The sequence below is a fragment of the Pseudoalteromonas sp. SaAl2 genome, from assembly GCF_052947895.1.
This window is the reverse complement of sequence record NZ_CM129605.1, coordinates 1389824-1414176: the sequence shown is the minus strand read 5'-3', so window position 1 is coordinate 1414176 and position 24353 is coordinate 1389824. Positions and strand designations below refer to the sequence as shown.

The following is a 24353-nucleotide window of genomic DNA, read 5'->3' as shown; positions in this document are numbered from 1 at the left end:
GCAAACAGCTTAATGCGCGACTTTATTTATTCAGCCGCTTTCTTCGCTTTAGTGGCGGTCTTTTTCACTGCAGCTTTTTTAGCTGGGGCTTTCTTTTTAGGTGCGGCTTTTTTCTTCGCCTCTTCAACCCACTTTCCAGCATTGTAATGCGCAGTCCAACCAGTTGCTTTACCTTCAACTTCTGTCATTACGTATTGCTCTTTATTCTTACGACTATAACGTACTACAGCTAGGTTGCCATCAGGATCTTTAGCTGGTGCATCTGCTAAGTAATAAAATTTCGGCGAAATACGATCTCTAAAACGTTGTGGTTCTTCCACTTTTGGTGCACGTGTTTCACGAGACTTAGGGAATGTATTAGCCGCTAAGAAAATACCCGCAGCACCGTCACGCAATACAAAGTAGGCGTCTGATTTTTCACATTCTAGCTCTGGTAATTGGACCGGATCTTCTTTTGGTGGCGCAGCTTCGCCGTTACGTAATAACTTACGGGTATTTTTACACTCGTCGTTACTACAACCAAAATACTTACCAAAACGCCCCGATTTAAGCTGCATGTCTGAGCCACATTTATCACATTCAATAATAGGCCCATCATAGCCTTTTATCTTAAAAGTACCTTGCTCAACCACATAACCTTTACAACCTGGGTTATTACCACAGACATGCAATTTACGTGTTTCATCAATCAGATATGAATCCATTGCCGTTTCACAAATTGGGCAACGCTTCATTTGCATTAATGTTTCGGTTTCAACATCTTCTACATCAGCCGCAACAGCCTCATCACCTGAAACTAAGTTCATAGTGGTTGTACAACGCTCTTTTGGCGGCAGGTTATATCCTGTACACCCTAAGAATACCCCTGTAGAAGCGGTTCGAATGCCCATTTTACGAGAACACGTTGGACAGTCGATATCGGTTTCGACCATTTCATTTTTACGCATTCCACCTTCAGCTTCTTCACCACTTGCAATGGTAAGTTGGGTCGAAAAATCAGCGTAAAATTTATCTAATACTTGGGTCCAAACACGTTCACCTTCAGCGATATCATCCAAACGCCCTTCCATTTTTGCAGTAAAATCAAAGTTCATTAAATCGGTAAAGTTCTCAACTAAACGGTCTGTCACTATCTCGCCCATTTTCTCTGCAAAGAAACGGCGATTTTCAACACGAACGTAACCACGATCTTGTATTGTTGATATGATTGATGCATAAGTAGATGGACGACCGATACCCCGTTTTTCAAGCTCTTTAACTAAACTTGCTTCACTAAAACGCGCAGGTGGCTTAGTAAAGTGTTGCTTAGGATCAAGCTCTATCAAGGTCAGTACTTCGCCTTCTTTTACTGCAGGTAATGATTGATCTTCTTCATTCTTTTTACGTACTGCCGGCTGTACACGAGTCCAACCATCAAAGCGTAAAACACGCCCTTTAGCTTTTAAATGAAAATCATCAGCTGCCACAGTGAGCGTTGTTAAGTCATACTCAGCTGGTACCATTTGGCACGCGACAAACTGACGCCAAATTAGCTCGTACAGTTTTTTCGCATCTGGGTCTACACCATCAAGGTGGCCTGATAACACTGTGACGCTAGATGGACGAATCGCCTCATGCGCTTCTTGTGCATTGCCTTTAGAACTGTAATTAATTGGGTTTTCTGGTAAGTACTTTTCCCCAAACTGTTCTACGACATAGTCACGACACATGCCTACAGCGTCTTTTGACAAGTTAGTTGAGTCAGTACGCATATAGGTGATGTAACCTGCCTCATACAAGCGCTGAGCGAGCATCATGGTCTTTTTAACACCATAACCTAAGCGAGTGCTTGCCGCTTGTTGCATTGTCGAGGTAATAAAAGGCGCACTTGGTCTACTCTTACTTGGTTTTTCATCAACACTTATAACTTTATATTCAGCGTTTTCTAATGAAGCCACAGCAGCCATTGCTTGCGACTCATTAACCGGTTTAAACGGCTTATCTGCTTGCTTTGCAACTTCTAAACGTAAGTTCGACTCAGTATTTTTTACATCAGCATGAATATCCCAAAACTCTTCAGGAATAAACGCTTTAATCTCACGTTCACGCTCAACTAACAAACGAACTGCAACTGATTGTACACGCCCTGCGGATAAACCACGGGCTACTTTTGCCCACAATAATGGCGACACCATAAAACCAACAACTCGGTCTAAGAAACGACGAGCTTGCTGAGCGTAAACCATATCGGTATTTAGCTCACCAGGGGTTTCAAACGCTTGTTGAATCGCATTTTTAGTGATCTCATTAAAAACCACGCGTTTATATTTCTCAGGCTCACCACCAATAATTTGTTCGAGGTGCCATGCAATAGCTTCCCCTTCTCTATCCAAATCCGTTGCGAGATAGATTTGGTCAGCATTTTCAGCAAGCTTTTTTAATTCTTGAACGACTTTTTCTTTACCGGGAAGAACTTCGTAGTGAGGCTCCCAGCCTTTCTCTGGATCGATCCCCATCCGAGCAACTAGGTTGGTGTAATCACGCTGCTTTTTATAAGCAGCTTTATCTTCAGGAGACATTTTGCGCACTTCAGCTGGCGTTTTTGTCGGCGCAGTTTTGGTTTTGCCAGAACCTGAGGTAGGAAGATCTCGCACATGCCCAATAGAGGACTTGACGATAAAATCGTTTCCTAGATATTTATTAATTGTTTTAGCCTTAGCAGGAGACTCTACAATTACTAGCGATTTGCCCATAGTTGCCTATTTCTAACCAAATATTTTAAATGTGTTTAGCCCACTTCGGGCACGAATATTTATAGGTATATCTACAAACACCAATTGTTACAAGCTTTTAATCGAAACTTTTCTATTTTTAATGATTAATTAAACAATTATTGCCTTTAATTTAGACAAAACGGTGTTTTTACATATTTGCAGTGGAATATATAAGAATAGATACAAAAATGCCAACCTAATGGTTGGCATTTATTTTATCTAAGTGCTCGAAAGCATCTAACCATCATCACTAATTTGTAATCGTGCTGTGGTGTTATTGTCTTTTGGCGTCGTAAATGAAATAGATAAATCACCAACCGATTTTTTATTCGGCTCAGCTTCGCGACTAATTGCAAGTCCAATAACGGCGGCGTTTGTTGCTGTAGAGTTACCAATCACAAAATCATCTACACCACTATAATCGCCATTCTCACTGCCAACCACTACACTTGTATTTGCTGCAAGAGGGTTATTATAGATATCTGAGTAATAAAAATTAAAAGATAAGGCATCCAACTCCACACCAGAGTCATAAGTCTTAATATTTATTTCTGTAATATCACACAGTTGATCGTCTTCACTTTCTTCAAGGCCGAGCACCACAATAGATGAATTATCATACTGATTCAGAATATCTGAACAAGTGCTAATACTATTAGTAACACCCAACGCATTTGCTGAAAGATTTCCTGTTAGATTGCCATCTGCATCTAACTCAGCTTCCGTCATTGCTGCAGCAAACTTACGACGTAATGATGCTTTGTCGATTGCAAAGCGATAATAAACGGTACTACCCGACATAATAACTTCAAAAGAACGACGCACATCTACAAGTTCTTTATTACATATATTGGCTGTTTGTGCAGCTTCTGTGCATAATAAGCCATTATATTTGCCATCACGTAATGTATGCATACCATTAGAGTCTATGTCACCAATTGGTTCCTCAAAATGGGCACCGTTTGTTGCAAACTCACTACATAGATCAGTGTCTGAACCATCAGTACAAAGTTGAGCATCTTTGATTATAGAAGCAGTTACTGGGTCATAAATAGCTGATAAGCCATCGTAAGTACCACTTTCATTGTGATCAACAAACGCTTCACTCAAATCATAGCCAGAATAATACTCATTACTATCAAACAATCCATTGCCATTAATATCAATGAATGATTCTTGCCCTTTTGCTGTAACTAAAACTGTTGCTCGGGCTCCAAGTGGCACTCCTAACTCATTACTATTCGCATTTAAAATTCCGTTCAAACAGGGTGCTGGTGCATTTCTATATAAATCACAGTTGCGCGTTTCTTCTAGTAATCCAGCAAAATTTGTATCTGCGTTTAATTGTGTCAATGATACTGCATTACTTTGTTCAAAGGTTGGATCAACAATACCTTCGATATCTTCTAAGTACTTAGCTTTAACAAGTAATAATTTTTTGGGGTTATAATCTGATACTTTATTCCCCCACTTACTTTCCGTAAATGGTCGAGGATTTTGGCTACGCCATTGCACCGTACAGGCACCATCAATAGATCGGCATTCTAGTTGGGGGTTGCCCTCTTCACCATCTAAAGTACCAATAGCCCCTCCCTCTGTTGTTAAATAGACAGCGGTTCCATCTGGAACTGGGTTATTAAAATGGTCTGCAATGAGTACTGTAATATCAAAGGTTTCGTTGTCATATTGCAGCGTTTCTGTTGAAAAATCAGTTATGGATGCTGTGAAACTATTATTATCAGGAAGACCCGTACTAATAGAAAGTAAGTCAGATACGCTGATGATTTGTTGATCTAAGGATACGAGCGATAAATTCCCAATTGGACAGTTCACACCTTCAGTTCGATCTGCTTCTGGTTGTTGGCATTCGGCATACACATCTTGCCAACACGTTACATCATCATTTTGATCAGCAGGAATTTGATCATCTGGAATAAAGCACGCTTGTACTCTCACTGCCATTGGCACAAAACCTGAATTAACTTGAACTCGTGCTAATCCATCCGCATCAGTGTCAACACTATGATGCGATAAACTGATCCCCCATTAGTCGATGTAAGACGAAAATCTAAGCGTTTGCTTGTTACATCTTGACCAATTTTATCGATTAATTTAAATGTTAGTTCACTATTTTCTTGACGGTCAACGCCTCCAGTGCCTTTTAATGCAATCACATTTGGCTCCGCTGAAATAAATTCAATTGATGCCACATCAGCTTCAGAAACTGGAATGTTAACAGATGCAATTTCAGGTGTTCCCCCAGTTAATACCGTTGCGATAACGGTATCACCTTGTGCACTTTTACAGCCATTTGTTCTATAGGTTGAAGTCGCAATCCCGCCAATGCTGATCACGTTTTCATCAATAATCGATTTTCCACTTTCTACACAACTTGATGTAAACTGAACATCAAAAGGAGTAACTATTAAATCATCATTATTGTCTCTAATTTCAACAGTAATAACGGTTGTTGCGCCCGCCGCTAATGGTTGATATTGTCCTTCGACTGGGTTGCCCGAGCCATCTAATAAATTGGGTAAGCCATTATCAATAGATACATTTAATTCTGCCGTACTAATTGAGAAAGCTTTATCTAAACTGCTATCTTTTGCTGTTGCAGTTAATGTTCCAGCACCACTACTTGCTCCAGGTTGTAATTTTAATAATGCAAAACCAAAATTATCTGTTAATGCTTTTCCTGAATCAGGCAGTAGCTGCCCTAAATCAGTGGACAATTCAGCGATAATACCAGCGATGCCGTCACCACTACTGGTATCAACCACTTTAATAAGAACATCAATCAATACATCTGATGAAAATGTATTAGTCACTGCACAACCAGTCGAAGGATCGAGTGGATTTAATGCCTCAGAATTTCGATTCGCATCCCAATTAGCATTACACCCTTGTAAAAGTTTTATATCTAACTCGGCTTGTGCATTTTCTACCGGAGCGTCATCGCCATTTGAAACAAAACCAGCTGTTTTAGTTATTACTTCGTCACTCTCAGACCCATAGCTTGCTATAACCTGGCCTGCACCTTTGTAATTACCGCTACTTAATGTCACAGTAGCTATACCACTTTCATCGGTTAATGCCGTCCCTAATTCTGGGGTTATTTTACCAGTATATTTAGACGTGAAACTAATTAATTGTGACGCTAATGGAAGTCCATCATCTTTTAATGTTGCAGTGACGATACCTTTATTATCTTTACTGACCGGGTTTAACTCTGAAAATACAGCACCACTTTGGTCTAAAATATTTAAATCGAGAGTAATTGTACCTGATACCCCTGTATCGGTTCCTTGCCCACCAGTTGACTGAAAATCAAATGTACCTGAGTAAGAATCTCCATCTATACTGTACGTAGCTGTAACCATACCTGCACCAGCATCCTTACCTGCGGTAAGCTGAACTGTTGCTACGCCGTCATTTTGTGTTAAAGCAGATCCTGTCGTAGGCTGTAACAAACCGATACTATCAGTTAAGGAGAAAACAATGCGCTTACCGGCTACAACTGAATCGTTGTATTTTAATGTGGCCCTTAAATCGAGTGGCGCAGTATTTGTCACTGTATTGGATGCAGTCCCAGTGTCCTGCGTATACCCTTGTACAGTAATTGTGTAGTTATCTTGTACAGTGCCATCAGCATCTCCAGTTGATGTAAATGCAAACGACTGTGTGCTACTAATCGTTTCGCCCTCAATCGTGACAAAAGCATCAACAGTGCCAGCTCCTGCGTTACTCCCCACCGCAAGAAGAACTTTTGCAGAACCATCATCATCAGTGATCGCAGTGCCTGATGTTGGTTCAAAAACTCCGTACTCACCGTCTGTGCTAAAAGTAACTCTGACATCTGAAACTGCAGCTCCATCTTTCAACAATTTTGCCGTTAGCTGTAAACGTTGTTCTGAGGAGACCTCATTAGCGGCTTCACCTGTTGTTTCAGATACACCACTTACAGTTAATGTATACGTTGCAGAATCTGTACTGTCATCAAGTGATCCCCCGTCCTTTTCAATTGAACCACCGCCACCACAGGCTGCGAGTAGAAAACTGAACATCACAACACTGAGCCATCGAATTAAAGGCATTGATCTCTCCCTAGCGTTTGTTATTAATATTAAAATATATATTTACTCAATATTAACCTATAACTGGCACTAAAATCACAACTTTTTATGAGTTTATTAGTTGTTTTTTTGATCCGACTTTTTTTTTACATATTTATCGATTTTTTCTGTATAAAAATCTGCAGGCTGGTAGGCTATGGCAAATTTATAAAAATAGATTGTTACTATGTCGAAAATCCGTTCAATGAGTTTAACTACCCGTATTATGATTGGCATGGCCCTAGGTGTGGCTGTAGGCTTTATTTTCCAAGCTATTTTAGCTGGCGAAGACGATTACCTAATCCCGCTTGGGTTATTCTCTTTGCCAATTAAAAGCTTCTTTGTAGATGGTTTATTTCATATTGGTGGACAAATATTCATCGCCAGTTTAAAAATGCTGGTAGTGCCATTAGTATTTGTGTCTCTCGTGTGTGGAACCTGTAGCTTAAGCGACCCTAAAAAATTGGGCCGCTTAGGTGGTAAGTCCATTGGTTTATATTTAATCACCACAGCAATTGCAATAACAGTCGCTATGACCCTTGCTCTTCTTGTCAATCCAGGTGAGGGTATAAATCTTCCAACTGAAGCAGCCTACAGTGCAAAAGAAGCACCAACACTTGCTCAAGTTATTATCGACATGTTCCCTACCAATCCAATCGATGCGATGGCAAGTGGGAATATGTTGCAAGTCATCGTATTCTCGCTTTTATTTGGTATCGCGATGGCCCTCAGTGGTAAAGCCGGTAAACGCGTCGCTTTAGTATTTGAGGATTTAAATGCTGTTATTCTGAAGTTAGTAACACTATTGATGAATGTCGCTCCGTATGGTGTGTTTTGTTTAATGGCAAAACTATTTACCACTATAGAGCTTGATTTAATTGTCAGCTTAGCAAAATACTTTGGTGTGGTGATGGCTGCACTCGCTATCCACGCGTTTATAAATTATTCAATTCTTCTAAGAATTCTTACAGGTCTAAATCCTGTCACCTTTTTAAAGAAAATGAAGCATGCTTGCTTGTTTGGTTTTAGCACCTCGAGCTCAAGTGCCACTATGCCAATTACCTTAGAAACTGCGACAAAGAAATTAGGAGCTCATAACTCCGTTGCCTCATTCACTGTTCCTCTAGGTGCTACTATCAACATGGATGGTACTGCCATCATGCAAGGTGTTGCTACGGTATTTATAGCACAGGTGTTCAGTGTTGATTTAACCCTGTCTGATTACTTAATGGTTATTTTAACTGCTACCTTAGCCTCTATTGGTACGGCAGGTGTGCCAGGCGTTGGCTTGATAATGTTGGCAATGGTGCTTAACCAAGTAGGTTTACCGATTGAGGGTATTGCAATTATTATTGGTGTTGACCGCTTACTTGATATGACTCGTACAGCCGTCAATGTTACTGGAGATTGTATGGTTACCTGTGTTGTTGCAAAGTCAGAAGGCCAATTAGATGAAACTGTATTTAATGACCCTAATGCCGCAAAAGAACTGGAAGACTACCACCAAAAAGTGAGCTAAGCTCTCCGAATACATAAAGAGCCAGCATATGCTGGCTCTTTTAGTTCATACCGTTTTATTTTGTATTTCAGTGGTTTTTTTTGTTTTACGAACGCTATAGACAAATAGTGCGAGTAAAAAAGCCATGATGATATAGCCAATAAAAATTCGTTTATTGGGGTCAAACAAATAACCAGGTGTTTGGGCTAATGTTTGGCAAATTGTATCTATCATGACTTATCTCATTTAAAAACTAAACTTATAACCTACTGTAAGTGTTCTAGGTTTACTCGGTCTTGCATCATATAGACGCCGGCTGACAAGCTTATCGTCATCAAATAGATTATCTAGTTTTAGATAAATTTGACCATAATTAACTAAATCGTAACCTGCAGCTAAATCAACCACAGTACGAGATGGTACATGTTTGCCCGCAAGCGCAAGATCAAAGCCTTCATACGAGACACCTGCAATTTCAGCCATTTGCTCATCAGTCAAAGCAGTGCCAACGGCTTCATTAATAAGCTTACGAGCGGAGATAAATGCATTCATTGCCGCGGCTGTATAGTCTGTTCGAACCTCAGCACCACGATCACGTTTTGCTGCGTTAGTTGAGTTACCCCAGTTATACTCAGACGCTAAATCAATTTGACCATCACTTGAGTAATCGTTATAGCCTGCTTTGAATTCATCACGACCATCTTTTGCCGCGATTTCGTCATCGCTGTATTCTAAGTAATTGCGCGCTGCACCAAAATAGCCGAAGCCTTCATCGAATTGATGCTCCAGTGCAGTGTATAAAGTGCCATCTTTTTGGCTTGTTATATTATCGGTCTCTAAACCTTGCTCAAGGTAGTCATCAGTACCCTGCGAGAACATCACCGCCCCTAGAGTATGCTTTTGAATTAATTGGTTTAAATCTAAACCTTGTGCAGTGATATATAAATTGGTGATTGGGTTGCCCGCAGGAGCAGTTATCACTTCACCACTATTATGTTTATCTATATTGGCAGCTAACAAATCAAAGTAATAATAAACGAGACCTTCAGGCGTTTTCGCTTGCGTACCAAAGTCAGTCCAACCTAGAAATGTGCCTTCTACTAACCAGTCTTTGTACATTTTAGCTGCATCTTCACTTGCCACTTTACCCGATAGCTCTTTACCTGAAGAAGAGATATCAGCAAATGATTTTTGCACACTATCTGCTGGCACAAAGCTCATCGTATTGTCTTTTACAGCCTCTATATCAGTTACGCTCACGTCTAATTCTTTAGAGAAGCTAAGACCGCCTGCGTCTATAACAGTAATTGCCACAGTAACTTGCGCTTCTTGTTCAAAGTTTAATGCAATACCGCTTTTAAGTTTAAGCGTGGTGTCATTAACAATTTCAAATCTATCTTAGTCATCTGCTAGAGTAAATGTAAGTCCTGAATCAGTATCATCAGTTGCTGAGAAAGTCCCCACTTCGCCAGCTGTTACATCATCATTTACTACTGCAGCTGATAAAGTGATGTCTGAAGGGGCTGTGTTCGCTGGAGTAGTTGTATCAGAATCATCGCCATTATTGTTGTTATCGTTTGGGTCTGAACCACCACATGCGATTAAACCAAGTGTTGCTGCAAAAATAGCAGTACTAAGAAGTGTTTTTTAAGATCATTATATTACCGTTTAGTTGAAACCATTAATGGTAATCTCACATTTTAATTAAATAGGAATCAATAAATAAAAACCACAGGCAGCACGCAATACAAAATAATCAAGCTTTTAGTTCAAAGCAGTGTATTAGGATGAGTAGGATAATAAATTGTTTAAAGTGAATGTAATTAAAGTTATGCAGAATGCGCGGTAATTAGGAAAGTAGTTGAGTAATACAAAGATGAGTATCACTGAGGATACTCATCATATGTTTAAAAAATATAGTTACGGTTTTAGCTTTGCAAAGCGAGAATACAAAGAAACACCTACAGATCCAATTGTCGTAGAAAGACCAATTGCAAGCTTATCACTTAAGTTCTTTTTAATTTTATAACTGACTTTATATATCTGTTTTACTTTGTACTGAGCCATAAGTAAATCATCACTGGTATTGATTTCATCGACTAAGCCTTTATCAAGTGCTTGAGTCGCGAACCAATGTTCCCCTGTCGCAACGCTATCAATGTCTAAGCTAGGGCGTTGTTCAGTCACAAATTGTTTAAACAAGCCATGAGTTTGCTCTATTTCTTCTTTAAATTTTTCACGTCCTTTATCGGTGTTTTCGCCAAACAACGTCAATGTACGTTTATATTCACCAGCAGTGATTTGTTCAAACTCTACGTCATTCTTTTTAAGTATTTTATGAAAGTTAGGAATTTGAGCAATCACACCGATTGAACCGACAATCGCAAATGGTGCAGCAACTATTTTGTTTGCGACACATGCCATCATATACCCGCCACTTGCTGCGACCTTATCAATAGCCACAGTTAAGTTAATATCTGCTTTAGTTAATCGTTGTAGTTGAGACGCCGCTAAGCCATAGCCATGTACTACACCACCACCACTTTCTAATCGTACAAGTACACTGTCTTTTTCTTTATCAGCAAAAGTTAAAATAGCACTAATTTCTTCACGTAAGCTATCAACTTCATGAGCGTCAACACTGCCATTAAAGTCAATTACATACAGTCTAGGTAAAGGTGCTGGTTCGGTTTTTTTTGCCTCAGCTTTTTGCTTTTTCTGATACGTTTTTAATTCTTTTTTCGATAAAGTGCTCGAAATAAAGCTATCTTTTAGTTCTGTTAATTGCTCAGATAAGTCATCTACAACAATCTCACCTTTTTTACTTTTAGGCTTAACTGATGAAGCAACAACAATAGTCACAACTGCTATAGTAGCAATCACAAAAGTAATGGTTTTTGCGAAAAACAAACCATATTCATATAAAAATTCCAAAAATATCTCCAAGTACTTTTATTTAATTGGCAACAATTTACCATGCTTTACAATAAAAAAAAGCCACACAAGGTGGCTTTTTACTTATTGGTTGAATTGAGTACTATAAATCTATTCAGTTACGACATCTGAGTTAGTAACTTGTAAAAACAGGCCGCGACTCTTTAAGAAGGTAGCGATTTGCATCTGCATTTCTGAGGTTACAGCAGGGCTTGCTTCAGGTGATAATACGGAGCTATGGCCGCCATCAGTAAATTTCACAACATAGCTACCAGGCGCTTCATTAGGTCCTTGCGTAGTTGCTACAGTAGCAAGTCCCATTAGTTTAGCCAGCGGTAATGAACCTGCGATTGGGTTGTTCACTGTTGTTGGTGGTATTACTTGATCCGGTAGGTTACTTACACCATCACCAACCACAACGTTCATATATACAGGTGTTGCCAATGCAGCAAGTGAGTTTGCGTAGTTCGTTGGATCACCGCTATCAAGAGCCGATTGAGCTGCAAACGAGAATTGCGACATTACACCTTGAATATTAGCTATTTTAGTTGTTTCACCCGCAACTGTTAAAGAAGTCATGTATTCAGCATAACCACAAGAAACACTTAATTGGGTATCTGCACTTTCGCCACAATTAGCTACTGCTGGACCTTTGCGATAAGCATCAAATTCGGCTGATTCAGCCGTTCCTGCTGATTTTAAAACAGAGCCTTGTACAAATGGGCCAAAACTCGCTGACTCTAACAAGAAGCTAGCGATACCGCCGCCGCCACTAGCTAAAGCAACCGTATTAACATTAAATAAACCATCAACCTGGCTATCTAAAGGCGTATTAGCTTGAGTCACAAATGCTGGCGCAACAATAGAGCCTAATGAGTGTCCAATAAAAGATACATCCTGCGCGTTCAGTGATGAGTCATTAGTAAAGTTCAAACCAAAACGTAAACCAAGTAAGTCAGCAGCTGACTGTCTTAAGTTATCACGCGCAACTAATAATGATTGTAAATTCATGTAGGCAAGAACTGAACCAGTTGATGCGTTAAAATCATCTTCACCGTCGCCATCAACGTCGATACCACGCTCACCATGAACTGGATGGTCAATTGCAACTGTTGCAAAACCCTGCAGTGTTAAAATTGCAGTCAAGGCTAGCATGTCTTCTTTTTTAGAGGTAATACCATGCTGCATAATCACTACAGGCCAGCCATTTTCTGGCATTGTCAACGCTTCCATATCAAGTTGTCCACGGATTGCATTGAGAACAGGCAAGATAGGTTTCGTAACCTGAGTAGGTACATTGGCAATACTTTGGGTTTTCGGGATAGAATTATATTTAGTTAAGTGCTTCGTTGTATCTAAACCTAAATCACGTAAACGACCATCACTTAAGGCTGCACATGTGGTGTCATTAATTGAGATAGGATCCGTAGGGAATGCATCCCCTGCGGCAGCTTGATAACCTAGAACAGCGACTGCGTTATCACACATGCCTTGCCAATATGTATCTGCTAAATCAGCAACGTCAGTACCTGTTGGAGTTGATAGGTACATTGGTAGCATGATACTACCCTTTTGATACTCTGTTGCTTTAAAAAGTGCATACTCTGGTGTATCAGGCAAACCTAATACTGTTTGCACATTGATCATAGTCTCTGGTGTAGAAGTTGGTACTTGCAAAGTGGGCATGGGTAACGCTGAATTTTGTAAACTACCAGCAAGCATTGATTTAATCGTGTTAAGTACGGGGCCCACGGATTGGATTGTCATTGCAGCAGAGTAAATTATTTCGTCTTTACTAATAGCGCCACCGGAGGTCACCACATTTTCATAACTATTTACGGCACCTTGTAAACCCAATTGAGCTTCAGTGATTAACGGAGCTTCTTGTTTAACAAGTCCGTATGTTGAAGAGGGCTCTATCGAGCGGCCTAACGAATCTTTTAAATCTGTGGTTAATACATTAATGTACGAACTGCCCGCTTTAAACGGCTTAAGAGGGATAACTGCCACGGCATCGCCACTGGCTTGGGTTATAAAGTCAACACCAAAAGTTAGTTCTCCGATCAGTTTACATGCTGTACCAGCTGGTGCTTGAGCACACTCTGCATCAGTCAGGCTTGCGCCCATAATCACTTCAAAAATTCTTACAGCACCAGGGGCAGCCGCAGAAGCTGCATCTAAACTAACACCTTCAGGTACATCGTCACTAACAAATGAAGGCATTACTAAATCAATTTTATACGGAACTTGGCTAGACCAACCATCTAGTGCGCCCAAAGCCATTGATGGATCAGCATAGGCTGCACGCGGTACTGATACGCCGTCTTCATCTAATTCATTCGGAATATTAATCGTGCCATCTTTTGTGCCACTCATTAACAGGTCATTCGGTACGGAAATATCTCCATTTGCAGGGTCAAAATAAACGGTTGCAGTAGGGATAACTGGTGGTGTGTCGTTCTTCACATCTTCTAACGTTTCACCGCCGCCGCAACCAGCAAGTGCTGCTGTAATTGCGAGTGAGAGTAGCATTTTTTTCATATGTTTTGCTCCGCACATAATCTTATTTTTATTGTGTGTTCAGTTGAATAAGTATAGTTAATGGTTCTAATTTACTGTCATGGATATTGTCAATAATAGTTAAAATAATGTAATTAGTTTATTAATGAGACATTAGACCAGTTAAAGTTAACGTAAAGTTTCAAATTTCGCCACCTTATTTTGCAATAAATTCGATAACTTGGGGATTTGCTATGTTAAAATCACAAAAATTGATACTTTTGGACCTCTATTATGCAGACCTATAAAGCGGCTAAAAATGCCCTGCAAGACAAAGTTATTCTGATCACGGGTGCTGGCGATGGTATTGGCCGCGTTGCGGCTTTAACATACGCCCAACACGGAGCCACAGTAATTTTACTTGGCAAAACAACTAAAAAATTAGAATGCGTGTATGACGAAATTATTTCTTTAGGTGGCCCAAAACCGGCGATAGTGCCAATGGATTTAAAAGGCGCGACCAAACAAAATTACCGTGATTTAGGCGCTACCATTGAACAGCAATTTGGTAAGTTGGATGGCTTATTAAATAATGCAGGCATCATCGGCTCACTAGGCCCGTTAGAGCACTTTTGCGCCTCAACGTTTGACAACATTATGAAAGTGAATGTCACCGCACAAGCGATGATCACTAAATATATGTTTCCGGTATTGCGCAAATCACCTAATGCTTCGGTAATTTTTACTTCCTCAGGAGTTGGACGCCAAGGTCGTGAATTTTGGGGAGCTTATGCTATTTCTAAATTTGCGGTTGAAGGCATGATGCAAACGTGGGCTGCAGAAGTCGGTAAAACCAATATTAGAATAAATTGTATCAATCCAGGCGCCACTCGTACTTCCAATGCGAGCAACGGCATACCCAGGTGAAGACAGAGATAAACTAGCAACACCAGAAGAGTTAATGCCTACTTACTTATATTTAATGAGTGATGACTCTAAAGATATTAACGGGCAGTCGTTAGATGCGCAGGAAAAAAAACCAGCATAATCCGATCCTAAAATAGAAAAGCCGCTTTTAAAGCGGCTTTATTTACCTAATAAAGCAATGACTTAACGGCGTTTAGTTTGTTTTACACGATTATTGTGCTTTTTAACCGCTTTACGTATTTGGTTAATTTTGGCGCGTTTATCTTTGCGCTTTTCAGGCATTACTGACAGTTTAGTTTGTGTTTCACGACCCAGTTTTACAGTTTTACGTAGGTAGTTAACAGTTTCTAAATCTAGCTCACTCCAGCCACCTTGTGGGAGACGCTTATCAAGCTCTAGCTTTCCGTAACGAATACGAATTAGACGAGAGACTTCAACTTCTTGAGATTGCCATAAACGACGCACTTCACGATTACGCCCCTCAGTTAGGGTCACATTATACCAGCGGTTAATTCCCTCACCGCCAAGTGGTTTAATGTTTAGAAATTTAGCCATACCATCTTCAAGCTCAACACCTTTGGTTAAGTTCTTAATAGTCTCATTAGTCACTTCACCAAATACCCGTGCAGAATACTCACGTTCAACTTCATAACTTGGGTGCATTAAACGGTTAGCCAACTCACCATCATTGGTAAATAGCATCAAACCAGCTGTATTGATATCTAGACGACCTACAGCAATCCAGCGTTCGCCATCAATACGTGGTAAACGATCAAACACGGTACGACGCCCTTCTGGGTCTTTGCGTGTACACAATTCACCTTCAGGTTTGTTGTACATTATTACGCGGCAAATACGCTCCGCTTTTTCTTCAATTTTAACGGTGTGGCCGTCAACACGGATTTGGTCGGTCTCTTCGACCCGATCACCTAACTTGGCAACTTTACCATTTACACTCACACGATTTGCATCAATGTATTTTTCCATCTCACGGCGTGAACCTACGCCAGCACGGGCTAGGACTTTTTGTAACTTTTCACCTTGTATACTCATTCGGATAGTTCTCTCACAGAAGGATCACTCAATAACTGGTCTATTTTACTTTGTTGCTGCTTTGGCAAATCAGGTAAATTATCAAGACCCGTTAACGAAAAATAATCTAAAAATTGTTTTGTTGTCGCATATAAAGCAGGCCTTCCTGGCACCTCTTTATGCCCGACCACTTGTACCCACTCTCTTTCAAGTAGGGATTTCATAATTCCAGAACCCACAGCCACCCCACGGACTTGCTCGATTTCACCACGTGTTATAGGCTGACGATATGCAATTAGTGACAGTGTTTCTAATAATGCACGAGAATATTTAGGCGCTCGCTCTTGAAATAAATTACTCAGCCATGGAGCTAAACTTGCACAAGCTTGAAACCGATACCCACTGCCGACTTCAACTAATCGAATACCCCGCGTTTGATAATGAACTTGAATATGATCAATAGCATCATTAACTCGCGACATCGATACACTTAATTCACTTAAAACGGTTTCTTTAAGGTGCCGCTTACTTAACGGCTTACCTGCAACAAAAATTGCCGCTTCAATGATTTCAATCAGTTGCTCATCACTAATTCGTTTTGTTGCCATTTAAATAACCATTTAAGAATAGACGCGCTAAAGGTTGGATATTATGAGCGTTATATTATGACAGAACATTAGCTAGGTTGGAAAATTTATTATCTAAAAAAGCAAAAATGCCAGCATAAAGCTGGCATTAATATCACTAAAAATAAAATTAGCTATTTTTTACCATTTCAAGAGCTTCATCTTCAGCAACGTCACTACCGTGAGTTTTGATATAAGTGACAAATTCGTTTTTGCTGATACGCTTATCTTTATTGCTATCCATGTAACCAAAGTGATTTGAAATATCGTCGTCGTTTGCTTCGACGACTGAGATATAACCATTACGATCGTTATCTAATGACTTAAAATCACTTTCAATCGGATCAAACTTTGCGATTTCTGCCTTAAATGCTGACTCAGTTACTTCGCTGTCTGTTGCAACTTTACCTGTATTTAGGTGAGTGTAATTTGCAAATTCTTTGCGGCTAATTTGCTCGTCCATATTGGTATCGATGTTTGAAAAATGCTCCCAAATATCGTCATCATCAGCTTCGACTTTAGAAATATAGCCATCATCATCATTGTCTAAGCTATCAAAATCACTATCGATTTTTGCAAGAGAAGAATTCGCTGAACATGCGCTTAGAGTAAGAGCGGCAAAAATAGTTGATGCAAGTGTTAACTTTTTCATAAGACGTTTCCTTGTAATAAATAAAAATTAAATTCAAACGAAATAATACAAGGACTACGCCAATTCTATAAATAGACTATTATCAATCAGTTAACTAAAAACAATTTCACTAATAGAATAAAACTGTAAAATCATTGCACGACTTTTGTAAAAATTGCAGGCATAAAAAAAGCGCTGATAAGCGCTTCTTTACAATAATTAACCGTTATATTGCTGCATTTTGATAACGTTTAACGAAATCAGTTACTGGCTCACCATTACAGCGTAATGAGTTTAAGTTGCCAATTTTTTCACGCACAGGTGTAAGACCTTGCTTTACAGCAGTAACACAAAGTTGAGTTTCAGTTTGATCATTGGTGGCAAATACTTCTACAACTTTTACATTACGCTTTTTGCCACTCTCTTTTTTTGCAATATCACGAATGTCTTGACCGTTACATAAAATGCTTTGTGAGTGACGAGAAATAAAAATACCATGTTGGTGAGCTACTTTACGTGCGGCAGAAAAACCTTCGTTTGCACTAATTGAGCAAAGTTGAGATTCAATTTTTTTATCAGCACTGAAGTACTGAGCTGCTTGAGCAACGTCAGAGAGTGAAGCTGTTGCAACGAATAAAGTTAAAAGCTGTTTTTTCATGACTTACCTGTATGAATATAGAGTGAACGGGTGAATTTCGCGCATTATATATACAATAAAAATCAGATCAACCGAATAATTCATTTAATTTTTTAATTAATTTAAGTTTAACAATGTTTAATATTTAATCATCATTTGTTCAACATTAGTCCACCTATATTTCCAAATAATCACATGTACCATCGACATTTTAATGGTAGAATTTGTCGCAAATAAATATGCACTTTAGGCCAATAATATGAAAGTTATTTCATTTAACATCAATGGGCTTCGCGCTCGACTTCACCAACTTCAAGCAATCATCGATAAACATCAACCTGATGTTATAGGTTTGCAAGAAATCAAAGTACATGATGAAGCTTTCCCTTTAGAAGATGTACAAAAAATGGGATACCACGTTTACTTTCATGGCCAAAAAGCTCATTACGGTGTAGCTATGCTCTGTAGGAGTGAGCCTAAGTCAGTATTTAAAGGTTTTGCTACTGATACTGATGAATCACAAAAACGTATGATAAGTGTAACACTCACACAAGAAAATGGACGAGACCTAACGATTATGAATGGCTACTTTCCACAAGGTGACAACATTAATCACGAAACAAAGTTTCCTTATAAACGCCAATTTTATAAAGACTTAATGACTCACCTTGAGACTAACCATACTTCGGATGAAGATGTCATTGTTATGGGTGATATAAATATTTCTCCGACCGATTTAGACATTGGTATTGGCGAGCCAAACCGTAAACGTTGGTTAAAAACTGGCAAATGCTCTTTTCAACCAGTTGAACGTGAGTGGCTAGCCACATTAATGAATTGGGGCTTTAAGGATACCTACCGTGAACTTTACCCTGACACAGGTGAGCAATACTCTTGGTTTGATTACCGCTCAAAAGGGTTTGATGACAACCGAGGCTTGCGTATCGATGTGGTTCTTGCAACACAAGCATTAGCAGCACGCTGTACCGATGCGGGTATTGACTACGAATTAAGGGGCATAGAAAAGCCGTCTGATCATGCGCCAATTTGGTCAACTTTTAGTTAATTTATAATGTTTAATAACCCTGATCTTACAGTTCTTATCAGTATGAATACGCTATTGGTTTTATGGCTTGTGGTTGGGGTTATTGCTTGGAGCAGTTTTGATAAGGTACTCTATAAAAGCCTTATTACAACACCGGCACGTCAAACCGGCGTATTTTCCTGCGCAATCGTATTCTGTGTTTTATGGCAGATTAAAGCGGGTATTCTACCAGGCCTTGAACTCCACATATTAGGTGTCACCGCTATCACTTTAGTGCTTGGTTGGCGCTTTGCTATTTTAAGTGCACTGTGTGCAAGTGCTCTGCTTGTAGCTTTTGGCCAACTTAGCTTGGTACAATTGCCCGTACATTTATTATTAACAGCATTTATTCCTATACTGTTTACTTACGCTGTTTTTATTATTTGTTACAACCTATTACCGCGCCATTTCTTTATTTATATATTTATCTGCAGTTTTTTATGCGCAGCGTTAGTCAGTTGCGTTAAAATAGCGACAGTAAGTGCCTTTTATTATTTTTCAGGAAATTATAATTGGTATGAATTAAGTGAAAATTACTTATACCTATGCGCCATCATTTGGTTTCCTGAAGCGATGCTCAATGGCATGGCTATTTCAATACTTATTACTTACCGCCCACACTGGGTGAAAACATTCTATGACAAGGATTATCTAGACTCATGAGTCTCGCGTATCAATGCCCTTTATGCCAAACAGCTTTGCAGCTAAGTGAAAAATCACTGCGTTGTGTGAATAATCATACTTTCGATTATGCAAAAGAAGGCTATGTGAACCTTTTGCCAGTGCAAAATAAAAACTCAAAACAGCCTGGGGATAACCTTGATATGGTGCAAGCAAGGCGAGCATTTTTAAGCACCGGTCACTATCAGTTTTTGCAACAAGCAATCGCAAAACTTGTAGCAGAGCAGGTTCCAAAAAGTGTGATCGATTTAGGTTGTGGAGAAGGCTTTTACACACACGCAATTGCTAAAGAGTGCCCTGACAAGGTGTATGGTGTTGATATATCTAAGTCAGCCATTAAATATGCCGCCAAACGCTATGAAAACTGCCAATTTAGTGTTGCCTCAATAAGCCAAGCTCCATTTTCTGATAGTCAAGCTGATGTTCTTGTGAGTATTTTTGCGCCATTATTTGAACACGAACTCGCTCGTTTATTGGGCCAAAATGGTTCGCTGATTGTTGCAAGCCCAGGCCCTTGGCACTTAAAAGAGTTAAAACAAAAAATTTATAGAGAAGTAAACGCACATACACCTATTGATGTGCCTAGAGGTTTTGCATTAACCCAACAAGACTTAATTGAACAACAGGTAAAACTTGGGTTTGAAGACGTTAAAAACCTGATTACTATGACACCATTTGCATGGAAGTTTAGACCAGAACATTGGCAAAAATTAGAGCAACAAGGTGAACACACTGTCACCTTGTCATTTTATGTAAGTCATTTTAAAAAAGTCGATTAGAGGTTCTCTTTAGTAAAAGCACGGTCCATTTTGTCAAACATATCGTTAAGTAAATGGGCCAAATCTGCGTAGCGTGGTTTGTTTTTACCCAAAGCACCTTGGTAACCATTAGCCACCATTTTAGTATGAAGCTCTTTAAACCAATGTTCCATTGCGGGTTCAAGTGTGGTCTCTGCACGCTTACCTAACCACAACAGCCCTTGTAGCGGTAAAGATAAAAAGAACAGCGCTACGGCAATCGCTTGCGGTAAAAAATCACTCCCTAGATAATTAATTTGCATAAATAACGTTAACATTGCCAATATCGGCATAACTGTAATTGCATGTTCGGTGGCTTTAATGACCTTAAACTCGGCAAATAACGGTGCTAGCTCTTTTCGCATTGGCCACTTTTTTGCGTACTCTCGACCAGTTTGGACTTGTGACATCACACTTTTTTGCATCATGACTCCTAGGTGTCGCTAGTTTAACGGTTAGACTCTTTAAGTGTACCATACCCAAAACGACATTCCTTTGTAAAATCTAATTACTCATTACTTGTGTTTGATCAAGGTTATGGCTAACGTTAATTCAATAAATGAGTTAAAATATTTAGGCATTAAGTCAACTAGACTTTAGTTTAATCATAGTTGTTAATCGGCAAAATACTATTTATCTTTAGCCTGTATAGCACTATCTCAACAGATATACATCAGCTTAACTTAATGCGCACTTACAGACATACACAATAATGAGACTTTATATGCCTTTGCAACCTAGTTCCCCTCACCATGTGCTTGTACTTAATTGTGGAAGTTCAAGTTTAAAATTTGCGATTTTAGATGCGCAAACATCGAATGAAGTTATTTCAGGTCTTGCTGAACGCTTAGGCTCTGATACACCATCTATTAAATATAAATTTCAAGGTAAAAAAACACTTGTCGAACTGGCAAAGGGCCAAGCTCACGAACATGCCATTAATACGCTTGTTAATCTTATTAAAGATCATCACTTAGCAGATAACCTGATTGCTGTTGGTCACCGTGTTGTTCACGGTGGAGAACACTTTACTAAATCAGTTCTTATTGATGAGTCTGTTATTGAAGGTATTACAAAAGCTGCGGCACTTGCTCCATTGCATGGCCATGCGAATTTATTAGGTATCGCGGCTGCGCAAGCCTCATTTGAAGGACTCCCACAAATAGCCGTATTTGATACTGCATTTCATCAAACAATGGAACAAGTTGCTTATTTATATGCCCTACCTTACAAGCTTTACACAGATTATGGAGTGAGGCGCTATGGCTTTCATGGTACCAGTCATTATTATGTTGCAAGTCAAACAGCCAAGTTACTAGAAAAACCACTAGAACATAGCAACTTCATAAGTGCACACTTAGGCAATGGATGCTCGGTATGCGCCATTAAAAATGGCATAAGCGTTGATACAAGCATGGGACTCACCCCTCTTGAGGGCTTAATGATGGGCACTCGCAGTGGTGATATAGACCCAGGTTTATTTAATTTTTTAACAACCCAGCTTAACTATAGCGCTGCTCAAATAGATGACTTGTTAAATAAAGAAAGTGGTTTATTAGGTATCAGTGAGCTGTCAAATGACTGCAGAACTATTGAAGACGCAGCTGTAGCTGGAAACAAAAGGGCGATGCTTGCTCTTGATATGTTTTGTTATCGCCTTGCAAAACAAATTGCCGCATTTATGGTGCCAGTACAACGCTTAGACGCACTTATTTTTACCGGCGGCATTGGCGAAAACTCAGATATAATTCGTCAAAAAGTAATCAAGCAACTTGCCTTTTTAGGGCTCGACTGTGATGAACAAGCAAATTTGAATGCCCGTTTTGGTAGTGAAGGCATAATTAGTTCAGCACATGCTAATACGATCGCTGTTGTAATGCCGACAAATGAAGAGTGGGTAATCGCCCGTGATGCAGCAAATATTGCACAGGAGCAATAATATGGCCCGTCGAATTATGTTAGTGCCTATCTCGACCGGCGTTGGTCTAACGTCGGTGTCAGTGGGTTTAGTACGTGCACTTGAACAAAAAGCAGTAAAAGTTAATTTTTTTAAACCCATCGCACAACCTCGCTCTGGTGAAACCGGGCCTGAGAAATCAACCTTAATTGTGACACAAGGCTCACCTATCAATCCGCCTACCCCATTTGCATTAGATTATGCAGAGCAGATGATTGGCGATGGCAAAGGTGATGATTTACTTGAAGAAATTGTCGAACGCTTTGAAAGCACAATCAGTAATGATGAAGTCGCAATTATCGAAGGTATGGTCCCAACGCGTCGCCAACCGTACGCAGGTCGAGTAAACCGTGAAATAGCCCAAACCTTAGGTGCTGAGATTATTTTTGTGCTTACCCCAGGTAATGACAGTAACGATCAAATTGAAGATAGATTAGAAATAGCCGCTGGTTATTATGGTGGCGTAGGTCATGCAAGGGTACTTGGTTGTATATTTAACAAAGTAAATGCCCCACTTGATGATGAAGGCCGTGCCCGTGCCGACTTAGTTGATTCCCATAACCCTGAAGCACTTGAAAATGAGCTTAACCGCTTAGCATCTTTGCCTATTTTCACAAAGCACCCTTTTATGCTGTTAGGCTCTATCCCCTGGGACTTTGAATTAGTGGCACCACGTGTAAAAGATTTAAGCGCTTATTTAAAAGCTCAGGTATTAAATGAAGGCGACATGGCACACAGACGTCTACGCCGCGTTACATTTTGTGCACGAACTGTATCAAACATTCTTAACCACTTTACTCCTGGAGCATTACTTGTAACACCAGGAGATCGTTCTGATGTTTTAGTCGCTGCGTGTTTATCTGCAATGAATGGTACTAAAATTGGTGCTATTTTGCTAACGGGCGGGTTCACACCAGAGCCTCGCATAATGACGTTATGTGAACAAGCAATGGCAACAGGCTTACCTATCTTGTGCACAGACGCAGATACCTGGCGCACCTCTTTGTTATTACACAACTTTAATATGGAAGTTCCCTGTGATGATGAACAACGAATTGATAAAGTTAAGCATCATAACGCAAGCCATATCGATTCAGATTGGTTAGACACGCTAGCTAAAAGTGTAGGTAAAACCCGTAAAATGTCCCCTCCAGCATTTCGTTATTTACTGACAGATAAAGCACGTAATGCCAATAAAACCGTTGTTTTACCTGAAGGCAACGAACCACGTACGATCAAAGCGGCCGCTATTTGTGGGCAACGCGGGATCGCAAAAACGATTCTACTTGGTAATCGAGAAGAAATTCACCGCATTGCAAGCCAGCAAGGTGTTGAGCTCAATGAAAATGTAACCATCATTGAACCTCAATCTGTACTCAATGATTATGTTACACCTATGGTTGAAATTCGAAAAGGTAAAGGTTTGACTGAAGTTGTAGCCCAAGAGCAGCTTCAAGATAACGTTGTATTAGGAACCATGATGTTAGAGCGTGGTATTGTTGATGGCTTGGTTTCAGGTGCTGTCAATACCACTGCAAATACGATTAGACCACCACTGCAATTAATCAAAACGGCCCCAGGTTCTTCGTTAGTTTCATCAGTGTTTTTTATGTTGCTACCGGATCAAGTACTGGTATACGGTGATTGTGCAATTAACCCGGATCCAACCGCAGAACAACTGGCTGATATTGCAATTCAATCTGCCGATTCTGCACAAGCATTTGGTATTGAGCCACGCGTCGCTATGATAAGTTACAGTACAGGTACCTCAGGCACAGGTGCTGATGTTGAGAAAGTTCGTGAAGCAACCAAGCTTGCTCAACACAAGCGTCCTGATTTAATTATTGATGGCCCATTGCAATACGATGCAGCAATTATGGAAAATGTGGCACTGAAAAAAGCGCCGAATAGCCCAGTAGCAGGTAAAGCAACGGTGTTTATTTTCCCTGATTTAAATACAGGTAACACAACTTACAAAGCTGTACAAAGAAGTGCCGACTTAATCAGTATAGGCCCAATGTTGCAAGGCATGCGTAAGCCCGTTAACGATTTAAGTCGTGGGGCTTTAGTTGATGATATTGTTTATACGATTGCTTTAACTGCAATTCAAGCAGCTCAAGTGAGTGATAAATAGTATCGAATGAGGGTATAAAGCAACGCTCCTCTTGCTTTATACCCAAAT

Annotated in this window: 18 protein-coding genes and 1 pseudogene; 7 read left to right on the top strand and 12 right to left on the bottom strand. The window is 39.8% G+C overall.

Features of this window, described 5'->3' with window-relative positions:
* Nucleotides 1-26: 26 nt before the first annotated feature.
* The 3 genes from topA to ACU8V8_RS06950 all read right to left on the bottom strand — a co-directional run bounded on the left by topA (nt 27) and on the right by ACU8V8_RS06950 (nt 6850).
* Nucleotides 27-2732 (bottom strand): type I DNA topoisomerase, encoded by a 2706-nt coding sequence (gene topA / locus ACU8V8_RS06960; protein WP_446889261.1) that lies wholly within the window; start codon nt 2730-2732, stop codon nt 27-29.
* A 258-nt stretch (nt 2733-2990) separates the two neighbouring features.
* Nucleotides 2991-4715 carry a hypothetical protein gene (locus tag ACU8V8_RS06955; protein ID WP_446889260.1) on the bottom strand — a complete coding sequence of 575 codons (1725 nt, stop codon included), beginning with the start codon at nt 4713-4715 and terminating at the stop codon, nt 2991-2993.
* A 32-nt stretch (nt 4716-4747) separates the two neighbouring features.
* On the bottom strand, nt 4748-6850 hold the full coding sequence (locus ACU8V8_RS06950; RefSeq protein WP_446889259.1) for a hypothetical protein: 2103 nt from the start codon (nt 6848-6850) through the stop codon (nt 4748-4750).
* 205 nt (nt 6851-7055) lie between these two features.
* Between ACU8V8_RS06950 and ACU8V8_RS06945 the strand changes: the two genes are divergently transcribed.
* Complete coding sequence (locus ACU8V8_RS06945; protein WP_446889258.1) at nt 7056-8387, top strand: dicarboxylate/amino acid:cation symporter; 1332 nt, start codon at nt 7056-7058, stop codon at nt 8385-8387.
* A 45-nt stretch (nt 8388-8432) separates the two neighbouring features.
* On the opposite strand, the gene ACU8V8_RS06940 is transcribed toward ACU8V8_RS06945, so the two are convergent.
* From ACU8V8_RS06940 to ACU8V8_RS06925, 4 genes are all read right to left on the bottom strand, one after another.
* A complete protein-coding gene (locus tag ACU8V8_RS06940) occupies nt 8433-8600 on the bottom strand; it encodes a hypothetical protein (protein WP_446889257.1) in 168 nt (55 codons plus the stop codon).
* Nucleotides 8601-8612: 12 nt separating this feature from the next.
* Nucleotides 8613-9680, bottom strand: coding sequence for a DUF4856 domain-containing protein (locus ACU8V8_RS06935; RefSeq protein ID WP_446889256.1), 1068 nt, complete (start codon nt 9678-9680; stop codon nt 8613-8615).
* Between the two features lie 606 nt (nt 9681-10286).
* Nucleotides 10287-11300: a protease SohB gene (sohB, locus tag ACU8V8_RS06930; protein WP_446889255.1), complete on the bottom strand. Its 1014-nt coding sequence runs from the start codon at nt 11298-11300 to the stop codon at nt 10287-10289.
* Nucleotides 11301-11411: 111 nt separating this feature from the next.
* Nucleotides 11412-13841 (bottom strand): VolA/Pla-1 family phospholipase, encoded by a 2430-nt coding sequence (locus ACU8V8_RS06925; protein ID WP_446889254.1) that lies wholly within the window; start codon nt 13839-13841, stop codon nt 11412-11414.
* Nucleotides 13842-14093: 252 nt separating this feature from the next.
* Here ACU8V8_RS06925 and ACU8V8_RS06920 point away from each other — a divergent pair.
* Nucleotides 14094-14847: pseudogene (locus ACU8V8_RS06920) on the top strand (YciK family oxidoreductase).
* A gap of 62 nt (nt 14848-14909) precedes the next feature.
* Here ACU8V8_RS06920 and rluB read toward each other — a convergent pair.
* The 4 genes from rluB to ACU8V8_RS06900 all read right to left on the bottom strand — a co-directional run bounded on the left by rluB (nt 14910) and on the right by ACU8V8_RS06900 (nt 17673).
* A complete protein-coding gene (gene rluB / locus ACU8V8_RS06915; protein WP_087534338.1) occupies nt 14910-15779 on the bottom strand; it encodes a 23S rRNA pseudouridine(2605) synthase RluB in 870 nt (289 codons plus the stop codon).
* Nucleotides 15776-16366: an SMC-Scp complex subunit ScpB gene (gene scpB, locus ACU8V8_RS06910; protein ID WP_446889253.1), complete on the bottom strand. Its 591-nt coding sequence runs from the start codon at nt 16364-16366 to the stop codon at nt 15776-15778. Before scpB ends, rluB begins: the two co-directional genes overlap by 4 nt.
* A 148-nt stretch (nt 16367-16514) precedes the next feature.
* Nucleotides 16515-17036 (bottom strand): EF-hand domain-containing protein, encoded by a 522-nt coding sequence (locus tag ACU8V8_RS06905; protein ID WP_446889252.1) that lies wholly within the window; start codon nt 17034-17036, stop codon nt 16515-16517.
* Nucleotides 17037-17241: 205 nt separating this feature from the next.
* Complete coding sequence (locus ACU8V8_RS06900) at nt 17242-17673, bottom strand: exonuclease III (RefSeq protein ID WP_446889251.1); 432 nt, start codon at nt 17671-17673, stop codon at nt 17242-17244.
* Nucleotides 17674-17911: 238 nt separating this feature from the next.
* Here ACU8V8_RS06900 and xthA point away from each other — a divergent pair, with 238 nt between their 5' ends.
* Genes xthA through rlmA form a run of 3 tightly spaced genes read left to right on the top strand, consistent with a single transcriptional unit; the run spans nt 17912 to nt 20196 of the window.
* On the top strand, nt 17912-18718 hold the full coding sequence (xthA, locus tag ACU8V8_RS06895; RefSeq protein ID WP_446889250.1) for an exodeoxyribonuclease III: 807 nt from the start codon (nt 17912-17914) through the stop codon (nt 18716-18718).
* Between the two features lie 6 nt (nt 18719-18724).
* Complete coding sequence (locus ACU8V8_RS06890) at nt 18725-19399, top strand: energy-coupling factor ABC transporter permease (protein ID WP_446889249.1); 675 nt, start codon at nt 18725-18727, stop codon at nt 19397-19399.
* Nucleotides 19396-20196 carry a 23S rRNA (guanine(745)-N(1))-methyltransferase gene (rlmA, locus tag ACU8V8_RS06885; protein ID WP_446889248.1) on the top strand — a complete coding sequence of 267 codons (801 nt, stop codon included), beginning with the start codon at nt 19396-19398 and terminating at the stop codon, nt 20194-20196. Before ACU8V8_RS06890 ends, rlmA begins: the two co-directional genes overlap by 4 nt.
* Here the strand turns inward: rlmA and yfbV are convergent.
* Entirely contained in the window at nt 20193-20639 is a 447-nt protein-coding gene (gene yfbV, locus ACU8V8_RS06880; protein WP_087534345.1) for a terminus macrodomain insulation protein YfbV, read from the bottom strand. The two genes, rlmA and yfbV, sit on opposite strands and share 4 nt — an antisense overlap.
* 299 nt (nt 20640-20938) lie before the next feature.
* On the opposite strand from yfbV, the gene ACU8V8_RS06875 reads away from it, so the two are divergent.
* Nucleotides 20939-22153 (top strand): acetate kinase, encoded by a 1215-nt coding sequence (locus tag ACU8V8_RS06875; RefSeq protein WP_446889247.1) that lies wholly within the window; start codon nt 20939-20941, stop codon nt 22151-22153.
* 1 nt (nt 22154) lies between these two features.
* Nucleotides 22155-24305 carry a phosphate acetyltransferase gene (pta, locus tag ACU8V8_RS06870; protein WP_446889246.1) on the top strand — a complete coding sequence of 717 codons (2151 nt, stop codon included), beginning with the start codon at nt 22155-22157 and terminating at the stop codon, nt 24303-24305.
* Nucleotides 24306-24353 lie beyond the last annotated feature (48 nt).